General features: G+C 72.5%; 16 protein-coding genes. 11 read left to right on the top strand and 5 right to left on the bottom strand.

What is annotated here, in order from left to right:
- The first annotated feature begins 91 nt into the window (after positions 1-91).
- The 6 genes from AC0NH5_RS37815 (at position 92) to AC0NH5_RS37790 (ending at position 6914) form a co-directional block, all read left to right on the top strand.
- Positions 92-235 carry a hypothetical protein gene (locus tag AC0NH5_RS37815; protein ID WP_474412296.1) on the top strand — a complete coding sequence of 48 codons (144 nt, stop codon included), beginning with the start codon at positions 92-94 and terminating at the stop codon, positions 233-235.
- A gap of 218 nt (positions 236-453) precedes the next feature.
- Complete coding sequence (locus tag AC0NH5_RS37810; RefSeq protein ID WP_474412294.1) at positions 454-696, top strand: hypothetical protein; 243 nt, start codon at positions 454-456, stop codon at positions 694-696.
- A gap of 45 nt (positions 697-741) precedes the next feature.
- Entirely contained in the window at positions 742-2319 is a 1578-nt protein-coding gene (locus tag AC0NH5_RS37805; protein WP_474412292.1) for an ABC transporter permease, read from the top strand.
- A gap of 50 nt (positions 2320-2369) precedes the next feature.
- Positions 2370-4016, top strand: coding sequence for a sensor histidine kinase (locus AC0NH5_RS37800; protein ID WP_474412290.1), 1647 nt, complete (start codon positions 2370-2372; stop codon positions 4014-4016).
- Between the two features lie 7 nt (positions 4017-4023).
- A complete protein-coding gene (locus AC0NH5_RS37795; protein ID WP_474412288.1) occupies positions 4024-5694 on the top strand; it encodes a sensor histidine kinase in 1671 nt (556 codons plus the stop codon).
- A 92-nt stretch (positions 5695-5786) separates the two neighbouring features.
- On the top strand, positions 5787-6914 hold the full coding sequence (locus tag AC0NH5_RS37790) for an endo-1,4-beta-xylanase (protein ID WP_474412286.1): 1128 nt from the start codon (positions 5787-5789) through the stop codon (positions 6912-6914).
- Positions 6915-6975: 61 nt separating this feature from the next.
- Here AC0NH5_RS37790 and AC0NH5_RS37785 read toward each other — a convergent pair whose 3' ends face one another.
- Positions 6976-8514 carry a glycoside hydrolase domain-containing protein gene (locus AC0NH5_RS37785; RefSeq protein ID WP_474412284.1) on the bottom strand — a complete coding sequence of 513 codons (1539 nt, stop codon included), beginning with the start codon at positions 8512-8514 and terminating at the stop codon, positions 6976-6978.
- Between the two features lie 244 nt (positions 8515-8758).
- On the opposite strand from AC0NH5_RS37785, the gene AC0NH5_RS37780 reads away from it, so the two are divergent.
- Positions 8759-9973, top strand: a complete 1215-nt coding sequence (locus AC0NH5_RS37780; protein ID WP_474412282.1) for an MFS transporter — start codon at positions 8759-8761, stop codon at positions 9971-9973.
- A 64-nt stretch (positions 9974-10037) separates the two neighbouring features.
- Positions 10038-10586, top strand: coding sequence for an HD domain-containing protein (locus AC0NH5_RS37775; RefSeq protein ID WP_474412280.1), 549 nt, complete (start codon positions 10038-10040; stop codon positions 10584-10586).
- A 14-nt stretch (positions 10587-10600) separates the two neighbouring features.
- On the opposite strand, the gene AC0NH5_RS37770 is transcribed toward AC0NH5_RS37775, so the two are convergent.
- The 3 genes from AC0NH5_RS37770 to AC0NH5_RS37760 are packed head-to-tail and all read right to left on the bottom strand — an operon-like array spanning position 10601 to position 12779.
- Positions 10601-10807, bottom strand: a complete 207-nt coding sequence (locus AC0NH5_RS37770) for a hypothetical protein (RefSeq protein WP_474412278.1) — start codon at positions 10805-10807, stop codon at positions 10601-10603.
- Positions 10804-11694 (bottom strand): PfkB family carbohydrate kinase, encoded by an 891-nt coding sequence (locus AC0NH5_RS37765; protein ID WP_474412276.1) that lies wholly within the window; start codon positions 11692-11694, stop codon positions 10804-10806. Before AC0NH5_RS37765 ends, AC0NH5_RS37770 begins: the two co-directional genes overlap by 4 nt.
- Complete coding sequence (locus tag AC0NH5_RS37760; RefSeq protein ID WP_474412275.1) at positions 11691-12779, bottom strand: M20 family metallopeptidase; 1089 nt, start codon at positions 12777-12779, stop codon at positions 11691-11693. Before AC0NH5_RS37760 ends, AC0NH5_RS37765 begins: the two co-directional genes overlap by 4 nt.
- A gap of 84 nt (positions 12780-12863) precedes the next feature.
- Between AC0NH5_RS37760 and AC0NH5_RS37755 the strand changes: the two genes are divergently transcribed.
- Genes AC0NH5_RS37755 through AC0NH5_RS37745 form a run of 3 tightly spaced genes read left to right on the top strand, consistent with a single transcriptional unit; the run spans position 12864 to position 18637 of the window.
- A complete protein-coding gene (locus AC0NH5_RS37755; RefSeq protein WP_474412273.1) occupies positions 12864-15140 on the top strand; it encodes a putative bifunctional diguanylate cyclase/phosphodiesterase in 2277 nt (758 codons plus the stop codon).
- A 9-nt stretch (positions 15141-15149) separates the two neighbouring features.
- Positions 15150-17381, top strand: a complete 2232-nt coding sequence (locus AC0NH5_RS37750) for a GH92 family glycosyl hydrolase (RefSeq protein WP_474412318.1) — start codon at positions 15150-15152, stop codon at positions 17379-17381.
- The gene (locus tag AC0NH5_RS37745) at positions 17378-18637 is read left to right on the top strand and encodes a glycosyltransferase (RefSeq protein ID WP_474412271.1); all 1260 of its coding nucleotides are present in this window, start codon (positions 17378-17380) and stop codon (positions 18635-18637) included. Before AC0NH5_RS37750 ends, AC0NH5_RS37745 begins: the two co-directional genes overlap by 4 nt.
- A gap of 10 nt (positions 18638-18647) precedes the next feature.
- Here AC0NH5_RS37745 and AC0NH5_RS37740 read toward each other — a convergent pair whose 3' ends face one another.
- On the bottom strand, positions 18648-20234 hold the full coding sequence (locus AC0NH5_RS37740) for a methyl-accepting chemotaxis protein (protein ID WP_474412269.1): 1587 nt from the start codon (positions 20232-20234) through the stop codon (positions 18648-18650).
- Between the last annotated feature and the right edge of the window lie 32 nt (positions 20235-20266).

The following is a 20266-nucleotide window of genomic DNA, read 5'->3' as shown; positions in this document are numbered from 1 at the left end:
AGCATGGTGAAGGAAGGGCCGCCGGTCCACAGCTGCGCCGAAGCGGGGCGTCCAGAGTCAACTCGGGCGCCGTCCGTCTACAGTGCTCCCCATGGAAAAGCAGAAGGACGCTCAGCTGGTCGAACTCGCCTCTCCCAGCGAGGTGGGCCTGATCGCCCTGGCCCTCGGCGCCCTCACCGCCGCCCTGTTCTCCCGGCGGCGGCGGAAGGCCCGCCGCGAGCTTCCGGGCGGCTAGGAGCCGCGCCGGGACCCGGCTCCGCGACGCCCTGACCCCAGTGCTCCGGGGCCAGGTGGATCGCTCGGATCTCATCCGGGCCGGGTTCCGGCGCCCGCAGTGGCACCCGGTCGGGGGACGTGCACCGGTTTCCAGCCAACGACCAGTGTTCGCACAGGTCAGGCTCGACATCGCGACGTACCGTGGAGGCAGGTTCCCCAGGACAAGGAGACGATGCGGTGAGCGGCTTTGTGAAGCGGATGGTCCTCTCGATGGTCGCGTCCCGGCTGCAGCGCATGTCGCAGAAGAGCCACAACCCGGCCATCGACGGGCTGCTGCGTGAGGTCAACCACCGGATCGCCCGCAGCCACGGCTACGGCTACCACCACGGGCACCCCGGCGCCTACGGCCACCCCGGCGCGTACGGCCATCACGGCCACTACCGGCACCACGGGCACTACCGCCGCCGCCGCTGGTTCTGACCGGGGCACCTTCCGCGCCGGGCATCGATGGGGTTGGCTGGACCCATGACCGGCACGAGGACACTGCTGCGGTTCGGCCTGCGCCGCGAGCGGGTGACGCTCCCGCTCTGGATCGGCGGCGCCGCGCTGCTGTTTGCGATCCAGTCGACGCAGAGCCAGAGTCTGTACGGCACGCCTGCCGAGCTGGCCCAGCTGCGCGCCACCCTGGGCGGCAACACCGCGGTCGTCGCGATGAGCGGCCCGGTCGAGCTGATCGAGAGCATCGGCGGCGAGATCGTCTTCGAGATCTTCGCGTTCCTCGCGATCGTCGTGGCGCTGATGAACATGTTCCTGGTCGGCCGGCACACCCGCGCCGACGAGGAGGCCGGCCGGGCCGAGCTGATCCGCTCCGCCCCGGTCGCCCGCCGCGCGCCGGTGCACGCCGCCCTCGGCCTGGCGGTGCTGGCCGACCTCGCGGTGGGGGTGGTGATCTTCGCGGTCGCCATCGGTACCGGGCTGCCGGCCATCGGCTCCGCGCTGGTCGCCGCCGCCCTCGCCGGGGTCGGGCTGTTCTTCGCCGCGCTCACCGCGGTCGCCGCCCAGGTGTTCGAGCACGCTCGCGGCGTCTACGGCGCGGTCGGCCTGGCGATCGGCGCGGCCTATCTGCTGCGGGCCGCCGGTGACGCCGGCAACGCCGCGCTGAGCTGGGCGTCGCCGATCGGCTGGGGGCAGCGCACCTTCCCGTACGGGCAGAACCGCTGGTGGCCCGTGCTGCTGATGCTGGGCGCCGCGGTGCTGCTGACCGGTGTCGCGCTGGTCGCCCTGGACCGGCGCGACTTCGGTGCCGGGCTGGTCCGGTCGCGTCCCGGGCCGCCGCGGGCGTCCCGGGCGCTGGGCTCGCCGGCCGGGCTGGCGTGGCGGCTGCAACGGGGCACGGTGCTCGGCTGGACGGCCGGGGTCGGCGTGCTCGGCGCCGCGTACGGGTCGCTCGGCGACACCATCGAGCAGTACCTGATCGACAATCCGGAGGTCGGCGAGTTCCTGCCCGGCGGCGCGGCGGACGTCGTCAACGCCTACCTGGCGCTCACCGTCACGATGGGAGCCCTGCTGGCCACGGCGTTCGGGGTGGCCGCCGTGCTGCGGGCCCGCGCCGAGGAGCTGGCCGGGCGCGCCGAGCCGGTCCTGGCCACCGCCACCAGCCGCGCCGCCTACCTGGGCAGTCACCTCGGCGTCGCGCTGGCCGGGAGCGCGCTGGTCCTGGTGGCCGCGGGTTTCGGTGAGGGCCTGGCGTACGGGCTGACCACCGGCGACACCGGCCAGGCCGTACGCATGACCGGGGTGGCTCTGGTCTATCTGCCGGGGGTGTGGGCGGTGGTGGCGGTGACCGTGCTGGGTGTCGGCTGGTGGGCGCGGGCCGCGGTGGCCGCCGGCTGGACCGCGGTCGGCTACTGCGCGGTGGTCGAGCTGTTCGCCGACTCGTTCGGCCTGCCGGGCTGGGCGCGACGGGCCTCACCGTTCGAGCACCTGCCCGACGCCCCGCTGGAGTCCGTCACCGTGGTGCCGCTCGCTGTCCTCGGCGTGATCGTCGCCGCGCTGGTGGCAGCGGGCCTGACCGGCTTCCGCCGCCGCGACGTGGGCTGCTGAAGAAACGCCCGGGAGGTAAGCGGCGCGGCCGGGTTGCCGATGGGTAGCAGGTGGAGACGACGCCAGGGCACGAGCAGCGGCGGCTGGCCGCGCTGCACGCGTACCAGGTGCTCGACCGGCCACCGCAGCAGGAGCTGGAGTCGGTGGTCCGGGTGGCCGCCGCGGTGGCGCGGGCACCGGCCGCCTCGCTGAACCTGATCGACGCGAACCGGCAGCAGCAGCTGATCACGGTGGGTTTCCAGGGGCAGGAGTGCGACCGCGCCGACGCGATGTGCGCGGTCCGGCTGCACGAGGGCCGCTTCGTGTACCTGCCCGACGCCCGCCTGGAGCCGGATTATCGGGACAACCCGTGGGTCACCGGCGAGCGGGCGAGCATCGTCTTCTACGCCTCCGCGCCGTTGATCACCCCCGGCGGGTACGTCCTGGGCACCCTCTGCGTCTACGACACCGTGCCCCGGGAGCTGACCGCCGAGCAGATCAGCCGCCTGGAGGACCTGGCCCGCGTCGTCAGGGCGTTCTTCGAGCGCCGCCGGCAGGCCCGGCTCACCGCCGAGCTGGCCGCTGAGACCGAGGCCCGCAAGCAGTGGACCGAGTCGCTGCTGGAGACCATCGACGTGGCGGTGATCGCGGTGGACACGGCCGGCGGCGTGACGATGTTCAACCGGGCCGCCCGGGAACGGCACGATCCGGCCCTCGACCTGTCGGCCCCGGCCGTGGACGTGTCCGCCCGCTACACGCTGTTCGAGCCGGACGGGGTCACCCCGGTGCCGGAGGACGAGGTCCCGCTGATGACCGTGCTGCGCGGTGGTGGACCGGTGATCGGCCGGGAGCTGATGGTGCGGCCGCCGGGCCGGGAGCCGGTGCGGCTGCGCGCCAACGCGAAGGCGCTGACCGGCCCGGACGGTGTGGTCACCGGCGGGGTGGTCGCCCTGCACGACGTCACCACCGACCACGCCCGCCGGCGGATCATCGAGCAGGCCCGCGAGCGGCTGGCCGCGGCGAACGCCGAGCTGAGCCGCTCGAACGCGGACCTGGCCAACTTCGCCGGCGCGGTCAGTCACGACCTGGTCGCGCCGCTCGCCGCGGTGGGCGGCTATCTCGACCTGATCGCCGGCGAGGTGCACGGGCCGGCGCGGGGCCGGGTCGAGGCGGCCGCCCGGGCCGTCACTCGGATGCACGACCTGATCAACGCGCTGCTCGGGTACGCCCGGGCCGGCAGCGCCCCGGTGCGCCGGGTCCGCGTCCCGCTGCGCGACCTGCTCGACCAGGTCCTGCTCGATCTGCGCACCGAGATCACCGCCGCGGGCGCGCGGGTCACCGCCGGTGCCCTGCCGGCGCTGTCCTGCGACCCGGTGCTGGTCCGGCAGCTGCTGCAGAACCTGATCGCGAACGCGGTGAAGTACCGGCGGCCGGACCGCCGCTGCGAGATCACGGTGAGCGCCGCCGGTGACGCCGTGTGGATCGCCGACAACGGGGTCGGAATCCCGGCCGAGGAGCGGGAACAGGTCTTCGACCTGTTCAGCCGGCGCGACCCGGGCGCGGTGGCCGGGCATGGCATCGGCCTGTCGAGCTGCCTGCGGATCGTCGACCGGCACGGCGGCACGATCCGGCTCCAGGACAACGCGCAGGGCGGGGTGACGGTGACGTTCACGCTGCCCGTCCCGGGTGGGTCAGCTACCGGGAGAGCCTGCCGATAGGGGAGAGGTGGATCTCGTCGAGCGCGAACAGCTCCGGCTGGCCGCCCTGCACGAGTACCGCCTGCTGGACGCGCCCGCCGACGACGAGCTGGAGGCCGTGGTCCGGGTCGCCGCCGGCATCGCCGGCGTGCCCACCGCCACGCTCAACCTGATCGACGAGCACCGGCAGTGCCAGCTCACCACGGTCGGCTTCCGGGGCGGCACCACCTCCCGCGACGACTCGATGTGTGCGGTCCGGTTCGAGACCGGGCAGTTCACCTACGTGCCGGACGCCAGCCAGGACCCGGTGTACCGCACCAACCCGTGGGTCACCGGCGTGCTCGCCGACGTGCGCTTCTACGCCTCGGCGCCGCTGGTCACGCCGGACGGTCACGCGCTCGGCTCGCTCTGCGTGTTCCACGACCGGCCGCAGACGCTGACCGACGATCAGATCGCCCGCCTGAACGATCTCACCGGCGTCATCCTGGCGCTGTTCGAGCGCCGCCGGCAGGCCCGCCTCAACGCTGAGCTCGCGGTGGTGGCCGAGGCCCGGCAGCGGTGGACCGACACCCTGCTCGAGACGATCGACGTGGGCGTGGTCGCTGCCGACCGGAGCGGCCGGCTCACGCTGTTCAACCGGGCCGCCCGGGAATGGCACGGCATGGACGCGGACCCGACCGTCGACCCGCAGGCCTTCGCCGACCGCTACTCGCTCTACGAGACCGACGGGCACACCCGGCTGAGGTCCGACCGGATCCCGCTGCTGCGGGCGCTGCGCGACGGCGTGGTCGACAACGCCGAGATCATCATCAGGCGCACCACCGGCGAGGCGGTGCACGTCACCTGCAGCGGGCGGGCCCTGATCGGCCCGGACGGCACCCCGATGGGCGCGGTCGTGGCGATGACCGACGTCACCCGGGACCGGGCCCAGCAGCAGGCGATCGAGCAGGCCCGCCGCGAGCTGGCGGCGGCCAACGAGGAGCTGCGCCGGTCCAACGCGGATCTGAGCAACTTCGCCGGTGCGGTGAGCCACGACCTGATCGCCCCGCTCGGCGCGGTGGGCGGATATCTGGAACTGCTGGAGGACGACGTCACCGGCGAGGCCCGCCGGTGGGTGGACGCCGCGGCCCGGGCGGTCACCCGGATGCGCGAGCTGATCCGGTCGCTGCTCGGGTACGCCCAGGCCGGCAGCGCCCCGGTCACCCTGGTCGCGGCCGATCTCGGCGAGATCGTCGAGCAGGTGCTGGCCGACCTGAACGCGGCGCTCGTCGAGGCCGGCGCCGAGGTCGTGCTGCCGGACCGGCTCCCGCTCGTCTCCTGCGACCCGGTGCTGACCCGGCAGCTGCTGCAGAACCTGATCGCGAACGCGGTCAAGTACCGGCATCCGGACCGCCCGTGCCGGGTCACCGTGACCGCGGCCGGCGAGGCCGGCGGCTGCGCCGTGACGGTGGCCGACAACGGCGTGGGCATCCCGCCGGAGCAGCGCCGGCGGGTCTTCGACATGTTCACCCGGCTGGACGACGCGCCGGCGGCCGGGCACGGGATCGGGCTCTCCAGCTGTCTGCGGATCGTCGACCGGCACGGCGGCACGATCCGGATCGAGGAGAACCCCGGCGGCGGCACCGCGGTGATCTTCACGTTGCCGGATGCGGACGGTGATCGGGCCGCAGCCATTGACGGGCGTCGGTCGCCCGCATAACTTACGAGGGAAACCCGAAAGTTACGCCGCTCTCCCGGCCACCACCTTCCGGGCGACGCGGCCGCTCAACTTTCGCCCTCGAAGGAGACACCGTGAGGAAAACGTCCCGTGTCGCTGTGGCCGTCCTCGCCACCTCGGCACTTCTGGCCACCGCCGGCCCACCGGCGCAGGCCGCCCCGGTAACGGCCGGCGGATCCACCGCCCGGCACGGCAAGCACGACGTGCCGCTGCGCAAGGCGGCTCCCCGAGACTTGCGGATCGGCACCGCGGTCGCCGGCGGCGGTCACCACGTCGATCAGCCGTACCCGGACCCGTTCCCCAACGACCGCCAGTACCGCAAGGTCCTGGCGCGCGAGTTCAACTCGGTCTCGCCGGAGAACCAGATGAAGTGGGAGTTCATCCACCCGGAACGGCACCGCTACAACTTCGGCCCGGCCGACGCGATCGTGCGGTTCGCCCGGCAGAACGGTCAGGTCGTCCGCGGGCACACCCTGCTCTGGCACAGCCAGAACCCGGACTGGCTGACCGAGGGCATGTTCACCAAGGCCGAGCTGCGCTCGATCCTGAAGAGCCACATCTACACCGTGGTCGGCCGGTACCGCGGGCAGATCCACCAGTGGGACGTGGCCAACGAGATCTTCAACGAGAACGGGGAGTACCGGCAGGAGAACATCTTCATCCGTGAGCTCGGCCCCGGCATCGTCGCCGACGCGTTCCGCTGGGCGCACCAGGCCGACCCGCGCGCGCAGCTGTTCCTCAACGACTACGGGGTGGACTGGCCGGGGGTGAAGGTCGACGCGTACGAGACGCTCGCCAAGGAGCTGCTCGCCGCCCGGGTGCCGCTGCACGGCTTCGCCTCGCAGGCGCACCTGAGCATGCGGTACGGCGCTCCCGACCAGCTCCAGGCCGTGCTGCAGCGCTTCGACGACCTCGGTCTGAAGACGGCGATCACCGAGCTGGACGTGCGGATGGACCTGCCCGAGGGCGGCGTGCCCACCGCCGAGCAGCTGCAGACCCAGGCGAGCTACTACAAGACCGTGCTGGACGCCTGCCTGGCCGTCGACGACTGCAACTCGTTCACCATCTGGGGCTTCACCGACAAGTACAGCTGGGTGCCGGTCTTCTTCCCGGCCGAGGGCGCGGCCACGGTGATGTGGGACGACTTCCGCCGCAAGCCCGCTTACTACGCGCTGCGCGACACCCTCCGCGCCGCCCGCTGACCGCACTTGCGGTGTGTTGATCTCGGGCTCGATCCGAACCCGAGATCAACACACCGAAGGGTCAGAACAGGGGGGTACGACCGGAGTAGCCGCTCGCCACGCGGACGCCCGGCCTGAACGCCTTGCCGGTGCCCCGGAAGAGCATCAGGTTGCCGGTGGAGGCCTGCACCGCCACCAGGTCGGTGAAGCCGTCCCGGTCGAAGTCGCCGACGCCGGTCCAGTCCCGCAGGCCCTTGCCCTTGCCGATGAACACCGGCGACTTGAAGCCGCCCGACCTGCCGGGGATCAAGTACATGTTGCCCGAGCTGTTCACCTTGACGACGAGGTCCTGGAAACCGTCCCGGTTGTAGTCGCCGGCACCGGTGAACTCGCTGCGGCCGTTCCAGTTGCCGTACGCGACCACCTTGCGGGCCCCGAACTTGGCGCCCTTCTTCCCCGGGTACACGTACAGGTTGCCGTTGCTGGTCTGCGCGGCGAGCAGGTCGGGGTAACCGTCCCGGGTGAAGTCGCCGATCGCGGTCAGCTCCCGCATGTGCTTGAAGTTCTTGTAAAGCGTCTTGCGCGCCGCGAGGGTCCCGTTGCTGCGGCCGGGATAGAGGTGGACCGCGCCCGAGGTGGTCCGCACGACCACGTCCTGGATGCCGTCGCGGGTCAGATCCATCCGCACGATCGCGTTGGCCTTGCCGAACGCGCCGGACACCTTGACGCGGCCGTACTCCGAGACCGTGGTGCCGTTGCCGGGGTAGGCGAACAGGTTGCCGGTGCTCTTCGTCCGGGCGACCACGTCGGACCAGCCGTTGCGGCCCCAGTCGCCGAGCTTGGCGGCCGGCAGCCGGGCGAAGTCGACGTAGTTGCTGTCGATGTTGATGGTGTGCCCGCCCCAGGTCTCCTTGTGCGGGCCCTGGTACTGCTTCATCCGCCGCTGCGGGTGCCAGTACGACGCCGGGATCACCTTGTCGGCGACGGTGACGGTCTCGTCCCAGCGGGCGAAGTCCACGTAGTCCGGCCGCACGTAACCGGCCTTGTTGTAGACGGCCACCTGGTCGGCGACGCCGGAACTGATGCTGCTGTAGTAGCCGGAGAAGTACCCGTGGTCGTGCAGCCGCGCGGTCCACGCGCTCATGAAGTTCAGCACGCCGTTACGACAGGCGGCATCGTTCATGCGGTACGCCTCCATGTCGTAGACCAGCACGCTCTCCGGCGACAGGCCCAGCTTCTTCGCCTGGGTGACCGCGTCGTCGGCGGCGGCGCGGCCCTGCGCGGCGGCGTTCGCGTTGTTGATCAGGTGCTTCTTCGTCGTGGTGGTGCACGTCGCCTGCAGGCCCACGTAGATCGGGATCAGCTTCCAGCCGCGGCTGATCTGCTCCTTCACCCAGGCCGCGGTCAGATTGTTCTGGGTGCAGCCGCGGCCGACGCCACCGAAGTAGATGCCGACGCCCCGGTACTTCGACTGCAGCCAGCCCTTCATCGCGTCGCTGGACGGCGCGGTGCAGGCGTCGAAGGCGTATCCCTTGAAGTTCCCCGGCTGCGGCGGAAGCGCGGCGGCCGCGGTGGCGTTGCCGGTCACCATGGCGAGCGGGGCGACGCACAGTGCCACCACGAGCGCGCCCAGTAGTCGCTTCCGATACTTGAAGAGCCGGCGGGGGTGGAGCCGATGACGCCCGGATCGGGGCGTTGTCTTCATATCGGGCCTATTCGTCGGTGATCGGGAGCCCATCGAGAGAAGCAAACCTATCGACGCCCGTACAGGGCCGTTCGGTCGACAGTCATCGGCCGAACGGCCACCCGGTGAGCTCGGCCACTGCTGACCTGCGGCGGGGCGGCCGAGGTCTAGATTTCCCGGAGTGGATCAACTGAGCCCGCGGCAGCGCTGGACCGCCCTGTTCTCGCTCGCGCTCGGCGGGGTGGCGATCGGGCTCACCGAGTTCGTCGCGATGGGGCTGCTGCCCGACATGGCCCGCGACCTGCTGCCGCAGGCCTATCAACGGTCGGCCGAGGACGCCGTGGCACAGGCCGGGGGAGTCATCACCGCGTACGCCCTCGGTGTGGTCGTGGGCGCGCCCCTGATCGCCGTGCTCTCCGCCCGGATGCCGCGCAAGCGGCTGGTCCTCACCCTGCTGGTGCTGTTCGCGGCCGGCACCGTCGCCTCCGCGCTGGCGCCCTCCTACGGCCTGGTCCTCGTGGGGCGGTTCCTGGCGGCGCTGCCGCACGGCGCCTACTTCGGCGCGGCCGGCCTGCTCGCGGCCTCGCTGATGGGCCCCGGGCGGGAGGCGCGCGGCTACGCGGTGGTGCTCGGCGGGCTGACCATCTCCAACGTCGTCGGCGTCCCGCTGATCACCCACCTCGGGCAGACGTCCGGATGGCGGATCGCGTACCTCGTCATCGCCGGCGCGTTCGTGCTCACCCTCGTCGCCGTGCTGGCGACCGTGCCCGACGTCCCGGCCGCGGCCGGCGGCTCACCCGCCACCGAACTGCGTGCCCTGCGCCGCCCACAGGTGTGGCTGGTCGCGGCGACCGCAGCCGTCGGCTTCGCCGGCTTCTTCGCGGTGAACAGCTACATCGCGCCGGTGACCACCGAGGTGACCGGGCTGTCCGCGAGCGCGGTGCCGTGGGTGCTGGCGGTGTTCGGCCTCGGCATGACCGTCGGCAACGCGCTCGGCGGCGTCTTCGCCGACCGGAACCTGCGCCGGGCCATGCTGCTCGGCTTCGGCGGGATGATCGTCTCCATCATGCTGTTCGCGCTCACCGCGGACACCGTGCCCGGCCTCTTCCTCGGCGCCTTCCTGGTCGGCGCGACGAGCATCTTCCTCGGCCCGGCGCTGCAGGCCCGGCTGATCACGGTGGCCCCGGAGGCGCAGCTGATGGGTGCCGCGCTGAACCAGTCGGCGATGAACGTGGCCAACAGCATCGGTGCGGCCCTGGGCGGCGTCGTGATCGCCACCGGGTACGGCTATCTCGCCCCGTCCTGGACCGGCGTGGCGCTGGCCGCGGCCGGACTGTGGCTGGCCGTGACCGGTTTCGCCATGGAGCGCCGGGCTGCGGCCACCGCCGTCCGCTGACGGTTTCAGATCCGCGCCACGGGCCGTTCGCCTGCTGTTAACCCTTCCGGCGGAGGATCCGGCCATGACCGGGTTGCTGACCACCCGCGCCGACGCCGCGCAAGCCATCGCCGAGAGCCTCCTGGGCGACATGGGCAACCGCTGGCGGCACACCGTCGGCGTCGCCGAACGCGCCGCCGGGCTCGCCGAGCGGCTCGGCCTGGACCCGGACATCCTGGTCGCGGCGGCCTGGCTGCACGACGTCGGCTATGCGAAACCGATCGCGCACACCGGCTTCCACCCCCTCGACGGCGCCGTGCACCTGACCGTGGAGGGCTGGCCGGACCGGATCGCCGGGCTCGTCGCCCACCACTCGGGCGCCCGCTTCGTCGCCGAGATCAAAGGCTTCGCCGAGCGGCTCTCGGTCTTCCCGGACGAGCGCAGCCTGATGGCGGACGCCCTCACCTACGCCGACCAGACCACCAGCCCGGGCGGGGAGCGGGTCGACCCGGAGACGCGGTACGCGGAGATGCTGCTGCGGCACGGCCCCTGCTCGGCCAACGCCCTCGTCGACCCGGCCCGCCCCCCGCACCTGCGCGCGCTCGCGCCCCTCGTCAAGCCCTCCCTCCCCTGACCCAGCGTGTGAACTTAGGGTGCGACTCGAACCCAAAGTTCACACGCTGGGGGCGGTGCGGCCAGATGCCCGGCGACGAGGTCGGCGAGCGCCGGCTCACCGGTGAGGTCGACGTACCACCAGTAGCACCACCGGCCGGGCCGCCACCCCTGCCGCCACTCCCAGTGCACCCGGGTCCGGGGCCCGGCCGTGAACTGTTGCCGGCGCGACGCGACGGTCATCGGGCGGCCGCCATCCACGACCTGGTGCCGAACGACGCGCACGACCGGCCGGCCACCGCCGCCGCCACGTCCAGCGAGGCCGCGAACGTCTCGTCGGTGAGCGGCCACCGCTGGGCCACCGCGTAGGTCAGCGCCCCGTGCAGCACGTCCCCCGCGCCCAGCGTGTCGACGACCTCGACGCGCGGCACGGGATGCTCGGCGAACCCGGCGCCCGTCCACCGCAGGATCGGCTCCGCGCCGCGGCTGACGGCGATCCAGCGGACCCCGGCGCCGGCCAGGAACACCGCGACGTCGTGCGCGGACGCCGCGCCGGGCGGCCGGAAGTCCGCCGAGCAGACCACCACGTCGAGCAGCGGCAGCAGCCGCGGTGTCACCGGTTTCCAGCTGCCCGCGTCGAGCAGCGCCGGGATGCCCCGCCGGCGCGCCCCGGTCAGCACCGCGACGGCCAGCTCGGGGTGGTGGCCGTCGACCTGCACGGCCGCCGCGCGGTCCAGGATCGCGTCCAGCGCGGGCACCTCGATCCGCCGCGCCGCCGCGTTGGTGGAGACCACCGCCCGGTTGCCGGTGCCGGCGCTCACCACGATGCTGGACACCGCGGGCGCCCCGGTGTCGCCGGCGGCCAGATCCACCAGGCGCACCCCGAGCCGGTCCAGGTCGGCGTGGATGCCGGCGGCCAGCGGATGCCGCCCGACCGCGGTCAGCAGCGTGGCCGCGCCACCCAGGTGGGCGACGGTGGCCGCGGCGTTGGTCGCGGGACCGCCGGCCGCCACGGTCTGCGCGAGCGCGGTGACCTTCTCGTTGTCCGCCGGGTACTTCTCCACCAGCTGGATCACGTCGAGGGTGCTGAGCCCGGCCAGCACCACCGGCCGGCGCGGTTCGTCAGTCATCGGGCGGATCTCCTCGCCGGCGCCAGGGAGCGCAGAAAGATCATCAAAGCGTCGTGGTACGGCCGGAGCGTCCTCAGATCGACATGCTCCGCCGGGCCGTGCTGTCCGTCCCCGCCCGGCCCGAAGATCACCGCATCGATGCCGTGCGCCGAGTAGAACCGCCCGTCCGCCGCGCCGTGCTTGCGCAGCAGCGCCCCCTCGAAGCCCACTGACGTGGCCGCCTCTCGCAGCAGCCGCACCTGCGCCGAGTCCGGATCCGCGTGATGCGGCGCCCCCACCGCGTCGATGTGCACCTCGACCCCGGAGCCCGCGATCTCGCGCAGGTAGGCCGCCGGGTCGTCGATCAGAGCGGTCGCCGACGGCGGGAACCGGATGTCCAGCCACGCCGTCGCGTCGGCCGGCACGATGTTCGACGCCTGGTTGGACGTCTCGATCCGGGCCACGTTCACGGTCGTCGTCCACGCCTCGGCCGGCGGCACCGGATGACGCTCCAGCAGCCGCTGGACCGCCGCCATCACGGTGAGCAGGGCGTTCGTGCCGAGCCACGGATAGGCCGCGTGGGCGGTCCGGCCGGTCGCGGTGAGCCTGGCCCGCAGCAGCCCCTTGGACTCGGTGACCACCCGCAGGCCGCTCTGCTCGCCGATCACCACGAAACCACCGCGGACGCCCTGGGCGACCTGGTGACCGGTGCCGTCAAAACCGCCCATCTCCTCGTCGGTGACCAGCTGGAGCGCGACCGGGTACGGCAGTTCGCGTGCCACCGAGCGGAAGACCGTGGCCATGACCAGGGCCGCGCACTTCATGTCGTGGGCGCCCCGGCCGTACAGCAGGTGACCGTCGCGGCGGGCGGTGAACTGCTCCGGCATGCCCGGCACCACGTCCAGATGGGCGTTGAGGATGACCGCCGGCGCGTCCCCGGTGGAGATCAGCGCGCTCGGCTTGCCGCGCGACGCGAAGCGGCGTACCCCGAATCCCGGCCCGACGAGATCGAGCATGAGGTCGAGGGCGCGCGCCAGTTCGCCGGGGCGGTCCGCGGTGGAGCGGATCCCGATCAGCTCCACCGCGGGCGCGACGAGTTCTTCCATGCAGGCGAACCTACGGATCGCGCACCCGAGCCGCTACCGGCGAGATCCTCCTCCGGCTCGCCCGGGTGACCGATCCTGCTTCTCGTGGCGACCTGGATGACACGGCTGCGCGACCGGCTCCCGGCCGGTGGTGGCCTGCGTGACGGGGACTGGGCGGGCCGGCACCGGCTGCTGACGGTGCTGCTCGCCGTCGTCATGGTCGCGGTGACCGTGTTCGGGGCGTTCCGCGGCGACGCGGCGGGCCCGGCCCTGCTGCTCACCGACGCGCTGGTGCTGCCGGCGATCGCCGCGGCGGTGCGGCTGCGCTCCAAGCGGCTCCGTTCGGTCGCCGTGGCACTCGGGTTCACGGCTGCCTGCGCCGGGTTCGTCTCGCTGTGCGGCGGCCTCACCGAGGCCCACTTCACGTTCTTCATCGCTGTCGCCGCCCTGGCGCTCTATCGCGACTGGGCGCCGTTCGGGGCGTTCCTGATCGCCACCACCCTGCACCACGGCGTCTTCAGGACCCTGGTCAGCGACCACACGTACGACCACGACGAGGCGATGGCGCACCCGATCTTCTGGGCCGTGCTGCACGGTGTGTCGGTGCTGTTCGCGGCCGGCTTCCAGCTGGTCCAGTGGAGCGCGACCGAGGCCGAGGAGCGGCGCGCTGACGCGCACCTGCAGGAGAGCCAGGCGCAACTGTCGGCCGCCTTCGACGAGACCCCGGTCCCGATGGCGATGATCGCGCCGGACGGCGTGCTGCTGCGCACCAACGCCGCCTACCGCGGATGGATGCGCCTGCCCGCCGAGCTGCCCGCCGGGTTCGCCGTCCACGACCTGCCGATCCAGCCGCTCGACGAGGCCGCGGCCACCATGTTCCGGACGCTCCTCGAGCAGACCGAGCCGATCACCGTCACCCACCGGTTCCGGCGCACCGACGACGGCTCGCTGATGTGGGTGCAGGTCCACGGCACCGGCCTCTACGACGGCGACGGCCGCCTGCAGCTGGTGTTCGTGCACTGCATCGACGTCACCGCGGTCCGCGACCACGAGGCCGAGCTGCGCCGCCAGGTGCGCCACGACTCGCTCACCGGTCTGCTCTCCCGGAAGGCCTTCGAGAGCGACCTGGCCGCCCTGCTCGCCGAGAGTGCGGAGCCGGTCAGCGTGATCTACCTCGACGTGGACCGCTTCAAGTCGGTCAACGACGGGGCCGGGCACACCACCGGCGACGACGTGCTGCGCGCCCTGGCCGTACGCCTGGTGCGGGCGGTCCCGGCAGGCGCCCTGGTCGCCCGGCTCGGCGGCGACGAGTTCATCGTCGCCCTGCACGGCCCGGCCGGCGCCGGCCTGCGGGTCGGCAACGGCATCCTCGCCGCGCTCGCCGAGCCGCTGCCGGTGGGCGGCAGCGAGCTGCCCGTCTCGGTCAGCCTCGGGGTGGCCACCGCCTTCGGCCACACGCCGGCCGACGACGTGGTGCTGGCCGCCGACACGGCGATGTACGCGGCCAAGCGGGCCGGCGGCAACCGCCTCCAGGTGTTCACCGACGCGCTGCGGGTGCCGGTGCAGGAGCGCCTCGCCGCCGAGACCCGGCTGCGCCGCGCGCTGGCCGGCGACCCGCGCCGCAGCCTGCCGCTCTGGTTCCAGCCTTTGGTCTCCACCGTCACCGGGCAGATCGTCGGCGCCGAGGCGCTGGTCCGGATGCGCACCCCGGAGGGCGAGATCCTCGGCCCGGGCCAGTTCATCGGCGCCGCCGAGGAGACCGGGCTGATCGTGCCGCTCGGCGCGCACGTGCTGCGCTCCGCGATCGATCACCTGCTGCACTGGTCGGACCGGCTCGGCTACGTCTCGGTCAACGTCAGCCCGCGCCAGCTCGCCGAGCCGGAGTTCGTACCGATGGTGGCCGGAATGCTCGCCGAAGTGCCCTGGCTCGACCCGTCCCGCCTGGTTCTGGAGATCACCGAGACCGCGCTGCTGTCCTCGACGGTCGACGTCAGCGAGCGGCTCACCGCGCTCAAACGGCTCGGCGTCCGCATCGCCCTGGACGACTTCGGCACCGGTTACAGCTCGCTGACCTGGCTCAAGTCGCTGCCCGCCGACATCGTGAAGCTGGACCGCTCGTTCGTGGCCGGTCTCGCCGACGACCAGCGCAAGTCGTCGATCATCTCGGCCGTGCTGTGGCTGGCCCGCTCGCTGGGCATGTCCACGATCGCCGAGGGCGTCGAGGAGTCGGCCGACTGGTCGGCGTTGCGGGCGGCGGGCTGCCCCGCGGTGCAGGGCTACTTCTTCAGCAAGCCGCTGCCGGCGCCCGAGTTCGACGAGATGCTCACCTCGGTGAGGGGTGTTCACCTGGACGAAACCACCGGGAGGGTGCCGGCCGGTTAGAGTCCGGCCATCCTCGACAACGTTGATCCCTTCATCGGCACAGCGGCCACCGACCTGCCCCGCGCGCACGGTCTCGCCGCCACCTGGTGGTGGCCGAAACCGCAGGTGGGCAACACCCACCCGGGCGCCACGTCACCGCTGGGCATGGTGTCGGCCTGCGCGTACTCCGGTGCCTACCCGACCGGCTACGGCCGCTACGCGAAGAACACCGAGGGCGTGCCCGAGGAGATGTTCGCGCGGCTGCAGGCCTCCGGCTTCACCCACTTCCAGCAGTCCGGCACCGGCGCCATCCGCAAGTACTACAACTACGTCCGGGTCACCCCGATGCTGCAGCCCCTCGACGACCTCGGGCAGGCCTGGCCGCTGGAGGACGAGCGGGCCGAGGCCGGCTACTACGCGGCCAACCTGGACACCGGGGTGCGCTGCGAGATCACGGTGGGGGAGAAGGTCGCGGTCCACCGCTACACCTTCCCCGACCACCACAGCGCCCGGGTGGTCGTCGACCTCTCCTGCGGCGGGCTGGCGATCGACCTCGGGCGCACCGTCCCGTTGCGCGCCCAGGCGGAGAGCATGGGGCACGGCCGGGCCCAGGGCACCGTGGTCATGGAGGGCGTCCCGCTGTCCGTGCACATCGAGGTGGACAGCCCCGGCTGGCGGCAGATGCTCTGGTACGACCGGCGCCTCATCCCCGGCGGCACCCGCCTCGACTTCGACAGCATCCGGCACACCACGCTCCGCCCGTTCGGCATGATCTTCATGGGCCCGGCCCGCGCCGGGCAGACCATCGAGGTGCGGCTCGGCTTCTCGCTGCGCGGCTGCGACCAGGCCCGGGAGAACCTGGCCCGGGAGTGCGGCTCCGGTCCCGCCTTCGAGACCGTCCGGGCACGCACCCGGTCCCGCTGGCGCGACCACCTCGGCCGGGTCCAGGTCGACGGCGGCACCCCGGCGCGCCGCACGGTGCTGGCGACCGCGCTCTACCACTCGCTGATCAAACCCTGCGTGGCCGACGACGAGAGCCCGTTCTGGCCCACCTCCGGCCCGTACGCGTTCGACATCTGCACGATGTGGGACATCTACAAGACACAGTTGCCGCTGCTGTCCGCGATCGTCCCGGACCGCTACGGCGACCTTCTCGAGTCGCTGATCCGGGTCTGCGAGGAGGAGGGCAACTTCCCGATCGGCTACCGGATGGCACGCGGCGCCGACCGGTTCTTCCGGCAGGCCAGCGCGCTCGCGCACACCGCCCTCGCGGACGCGCACGCGCTGAACCGGCCCGGCATCGACTGGACCTGGGCGCTCGTGCACATGGTCGACGACCTGCGCCGGCTCTACGGCGAGGACTTCCGGGAACACGGCGTGGTGCACCCCATCACCCACACCCTCGATCTGGCGTACGCCCATCACTGCACCGCCCAGCTGGCCCGCGCCCTGGGCGACCACCGCCTCGCCGCCGACCTGGAACGCCGCAGCGGGGACTGGGTGAACGCGTTCGACCCGGCCACCGGCCTGCTGCGGGACTCGGAGTTCTACGAGGGCGGCAAGTGGAACTACTCGTTCCGCCTGCTGCACGACATGGCCGGGCGGATCGACCTGGCCGGCGGCGACGCCGCGTTCCTCGACCGGCTGGACCGGTTCTTCGGCTACGGCGCCGACCCGGTGCGGCAACCCGGCCGCCGCCCGCACCCGGACGAGATGGCCGCCGGTTACGCCCTGGGCCGCTTCGAGGGGCTGAACAACGAGCCCGACATGGAGGCGCCGTGGGCCTACCACTACGCGGGCCGCCCCGACCGCACCGCCGAGGTCGTCAACGCGGCACTCACCTGGCAGTTCGGCACCGGCCCCGGCGGGCTGCCCGGCAACGACGACTCCGGCGGGCTCAGCGCCTGGTACGTCTGGGCGTCGCTCGGCCTGTTCCCGGTCGCCGGGCAGAACCTGTTCCTCGTCAACACGCCCGCCTTCGAACGCGCCGCCCTGCAGGTCACCGGCGGTGAGTTCGTGATCGAGACGAGCGGTCACCGGGACCACCCGATCGGGGTCGACGGCCTCGACCGCACGCCCGCACCGCAGTACGTCCAGTCCGCCACCCTCAACGGGAAGACCCTCGACACCACGCACCTGAACGCGGCCGACGTGCACCACGGCGGGCGGCTGCACCTGCGACTCGGCCCGGAACCCTCCTCGTGGGGCCACCGGCAGCGGCCGCCCTCCCTCTCGTACCCCCACCCGAAGGAAACACGATGAGCCGACCGACCCGCCGCCTCGTCATCGCGGTCCGCGCCGACCCGGTCATCTGCGGTCACTCCGGCGAGGCCCGCAACCTCGCCGAGGTGGCGCTCACCCGCGGTTTCGACGACGTCCGGTTGCTCACCTGGCCGGTCCCGGCGCTGCAGGCGGCCGGGCTGCCGCTCAAGCCCCTCGACCGCCTGCTGCCGTACAGCCCCGGCATCACGGTGGAGCGGCCCGAGGCGGTCGGCGACTACCGCGTCCCGGACGGCCGGCACCTGGCCGGCCTCACCGGCCGCCTGGTCGAGCTGCTCGCCGAGCCGGTGCCCACCGTCTGCCTCTCGATGTACCTGGTGCCGCACACCCAGGTCGTCAACGACGCGGTCACCGCGGCCCGGGCGGCCGGCTTCAACCCGCAGGTGCACACCATCGCCAAGGCGGTCGGCTCCGACGTCACCAACGTGATCCGCAACTGCCTGCGCGAGGGCCGTTTCGGCGCGGCCACCGTGCTGCTCACCACGTTCCTCGCCAGCGACGAGGTGGTCGCGGTCTCCGAGTACACCCGCGACGAGATCATCGCCTCGGCCGAGGAGGTGGACACGAACTGCGGCACCGGCTTCGCCGAGGAGTGCCGGCGCCGGGTCACGGTCAGCTACCCGCCGATCGACGCGTCGGCCTTCCTCGACCCCGATCCGCGGGCGGTCGACGCGGCGCTCGCACGCCGCGGTCTGCAGCGCGACAAATATGTCCTGTTCCTCTCCCGGGTGGCCCGGGCCAAGGGCATCTACGACCTGATCATCGCGTACGGGCAGATGCGGTGCCGTGACGACGTGAAGCTGGTGGTGGCCGGCACCGGCCCGGCGCTGGAGCACGTCCAGGCGATGGCCAAGGAGGACGACCGGATCGTCTTCCTCACCGACGTGGACGACGACGAGAAGCCGCTGCTGATGGCGGGCTGCGCGGCGTACGCCCTGCCGACCAAGCCGGAGCCGGACTTCGTCGAGACCTTCGGCATCGCCCTGGCGGAGAAGGCGCTGACCGGCGGCGGGCCGATCGTCACGACGCTGACCGGCGGCACCGGCGAGGCGGTCGGCGACGCCGCGGTGATCGTCCAGGCCGGCGACATCGCCGGCCTGGCCGAAGCGATCGACCGGGTGGTCCTGGAGATGAGCGGCGACGAACGCCGGGACCTGGAACGGCGCGCGCGGGAGCACGCCATGGCCTTCGACCGCGGCGCGGTCTTCGACGGGCTCTTCCCCACCAAGACCGTCTGAGCGTCCGCGGTCAGTGGCGGAACCCGTTGACCAGCTGTGTCAGGTCGTTGGCCATCACGGTGAGGTCGGTGGCTGCCTGCTGGGTGGCCCGGGCGCTGTCGGCGGTGGCCGTGGCGATTCCGGCCACCTCCGAGACGGTACGAGCCACGTCGCCACTGTTGGTGGCGGCGTCGGCCACCGACCGGCTCATCTCGGCGGTGGTGGCGGTCTGCTCCTCCACCGCGGAGGCGATCGTGGTGGTGTAGTCGCTGATCCGCGCGATGACATCGGTGATCTGGGCGATCGCTCCGGCCGCGGCATCGCTCGAACTCTGGATCGCGCCGATGCGGGCGGTGATGTCCTCGGTGGCCCGGGCGGTCTGCTGCGCCAGTTCCTTGACCTCGCCGGCCACCACGGCGAAGCCTTTGCCCAGTTCGCCCGCGCGGGCAGCTTCGATGGTCGCGTTCAGGGCGAGCAGGTTGGTCTGCTCGGCGATGCTGGTGATCAGCCGCACCACGTCGCCGATCTCCGTGCTGGCCGCACCGAGCTCGGCGACCCGGGCGGTGGTCTGCTGGGCCACCGCCATGCCCTCCTGGGCGACCTGCGCGGCCTGCCCCGCGTTGGAGGCGATCTCGGTGATCGAGGCGCTCATCTGCTCGGAGCCGGCGGCGATGCTCTGCACCCCGGCGTTGACCTCTTCGCTGGCATGTGACGCCGTTCCGGCTCGGGTGGACGCCTCCCCGGCACCGGTCTGCAGCTGCGTGCTGACCGTGGACAGCTCCTCGGCCGCGGCGGACAGGGTCACCGCGACCTGGGCCATGCGCTCCACGCTGGCAGCCACCGCCGTCGTGCCGGCGTCCAGGTCGGCAGCCATGCGCCCCAGCTCGTCGCGGCCGGAGACGGCCGCGCGCACGGTCAGGTCTCCGGCGGCCAGCGCCCGGGTGACCCGGCCGACCGACGACAGGGTGCTCATGACGCCGCGGACCACCAGGAACGCGGTGCCCGCGGCCAGCGCCAGACCGGCCAGCATCAGCATGATCATGAAGGTTCGGGCGGACCGGTACGCCGCCGCCGTCTCCGCCCGCTTGTCCGCGGCGACCGCCGTCTCGATCGTCACCAGCTCGTCCAGCGCGCCGAGTGCGGTGGCCAGCGCCGGCCGGCCCGCGCTGTCCCGCGCCCGTTCGAACCCGCGCATGTCGTTGGCCTGTGCCCTCGGCACCAACTGCTGGTCGCGGACCTCCCGGACCTGTGCCAGTGCGGTCCGGAACTTCTGCACCGCCTCCTCGCGACCGGACATGTCGGTGGCCGAGTATTCGCCGAACACCCGGTCCACCTCGGCGTCCGCTTCGGTCACCGTCCTGCGGTCGGCGGCCATCCCCGCCTCCTGCTGACTGACGAGGGTGTCCATCACCGCCAGCCAGGAACGCTGCACTTCCTTCTGCACCGCGCCCAGCTGTGCCACCGGCACGAGATTGTCGCGGTACAGGTATTCCGCCGCGTCGGCCATCTGTGATGTCTTCTGCAGGCCGACCACACCGATCGCGGCGGCTGCCGCACCAGCGATCGCCACCGCCGTGTAGATCTTCAACCGGACCGACAGGTCGTTCAACCACCGCACCACAACCGCCTCCGCCCTGTGCATGCCGCGTC

The organism is Actinoplanes sp. 13 (assembly GCF_056134165.1).
This window is presented reverse-complemented; position numbering and strand designations above follow the sequence as displayed.

Excerpts from the sequence above, each read along its gene's own strand:
- AC0NH5_RS37765 (WP_474412276.1), bottom strand. The coding sequence starts at position 11,694 with ATGACTGACGAACCGCGCCGGCCGGTGGTGCTGGCCGGGCTCAGCACC.
- AC0NH5_RS37770 (WP_474412278.1), bottom strand. The coding sequence starts at position 10,807 with ATGACCGTCGCGTCGCGCCGGCAACAGTTCACGGCCGGGCCCCGGACC.
- AC0NH5_RS37745 (WP_474412271.1), top strand. The coding sequence starts at position 17,378 with ATGAGCCGACCGACCCGCCGCCTCGTCATCGCGGTCCGCGCCGACCCG.
- AC0NH5_RS37805 (WP_474412292.1), top strand. The coding sequence starts at position 742 with ATGACCGGCACGAGGACACTGCTGCGGTTCGGCCTGCGCCGCGAGCGG.
- AC0NH5_RS37815 (WP_474412296.1), top strand. The coding sequence starts at position 92 with ATGGAAAAGCAGAAGGACGCTCAGCTGGTCGAACTCGCCTCTCCCAGC.
- AC0NH5_RS37775 (WP_474412280.1), top strand. The coding sequence starts at position 10,038 with ATGACCGGGTTGCTGACCACCCGCGCCGACGCCGCGCAAGCCATCGCC.
- AC0NH5_RS37760 (WP_474412275.1), bottom strand. The coding sequence starts at position 12,779 with ATGGAAGAACTCGTCGCGCCCGCGGTGGAGCTGATCGGGATCCGCTCC.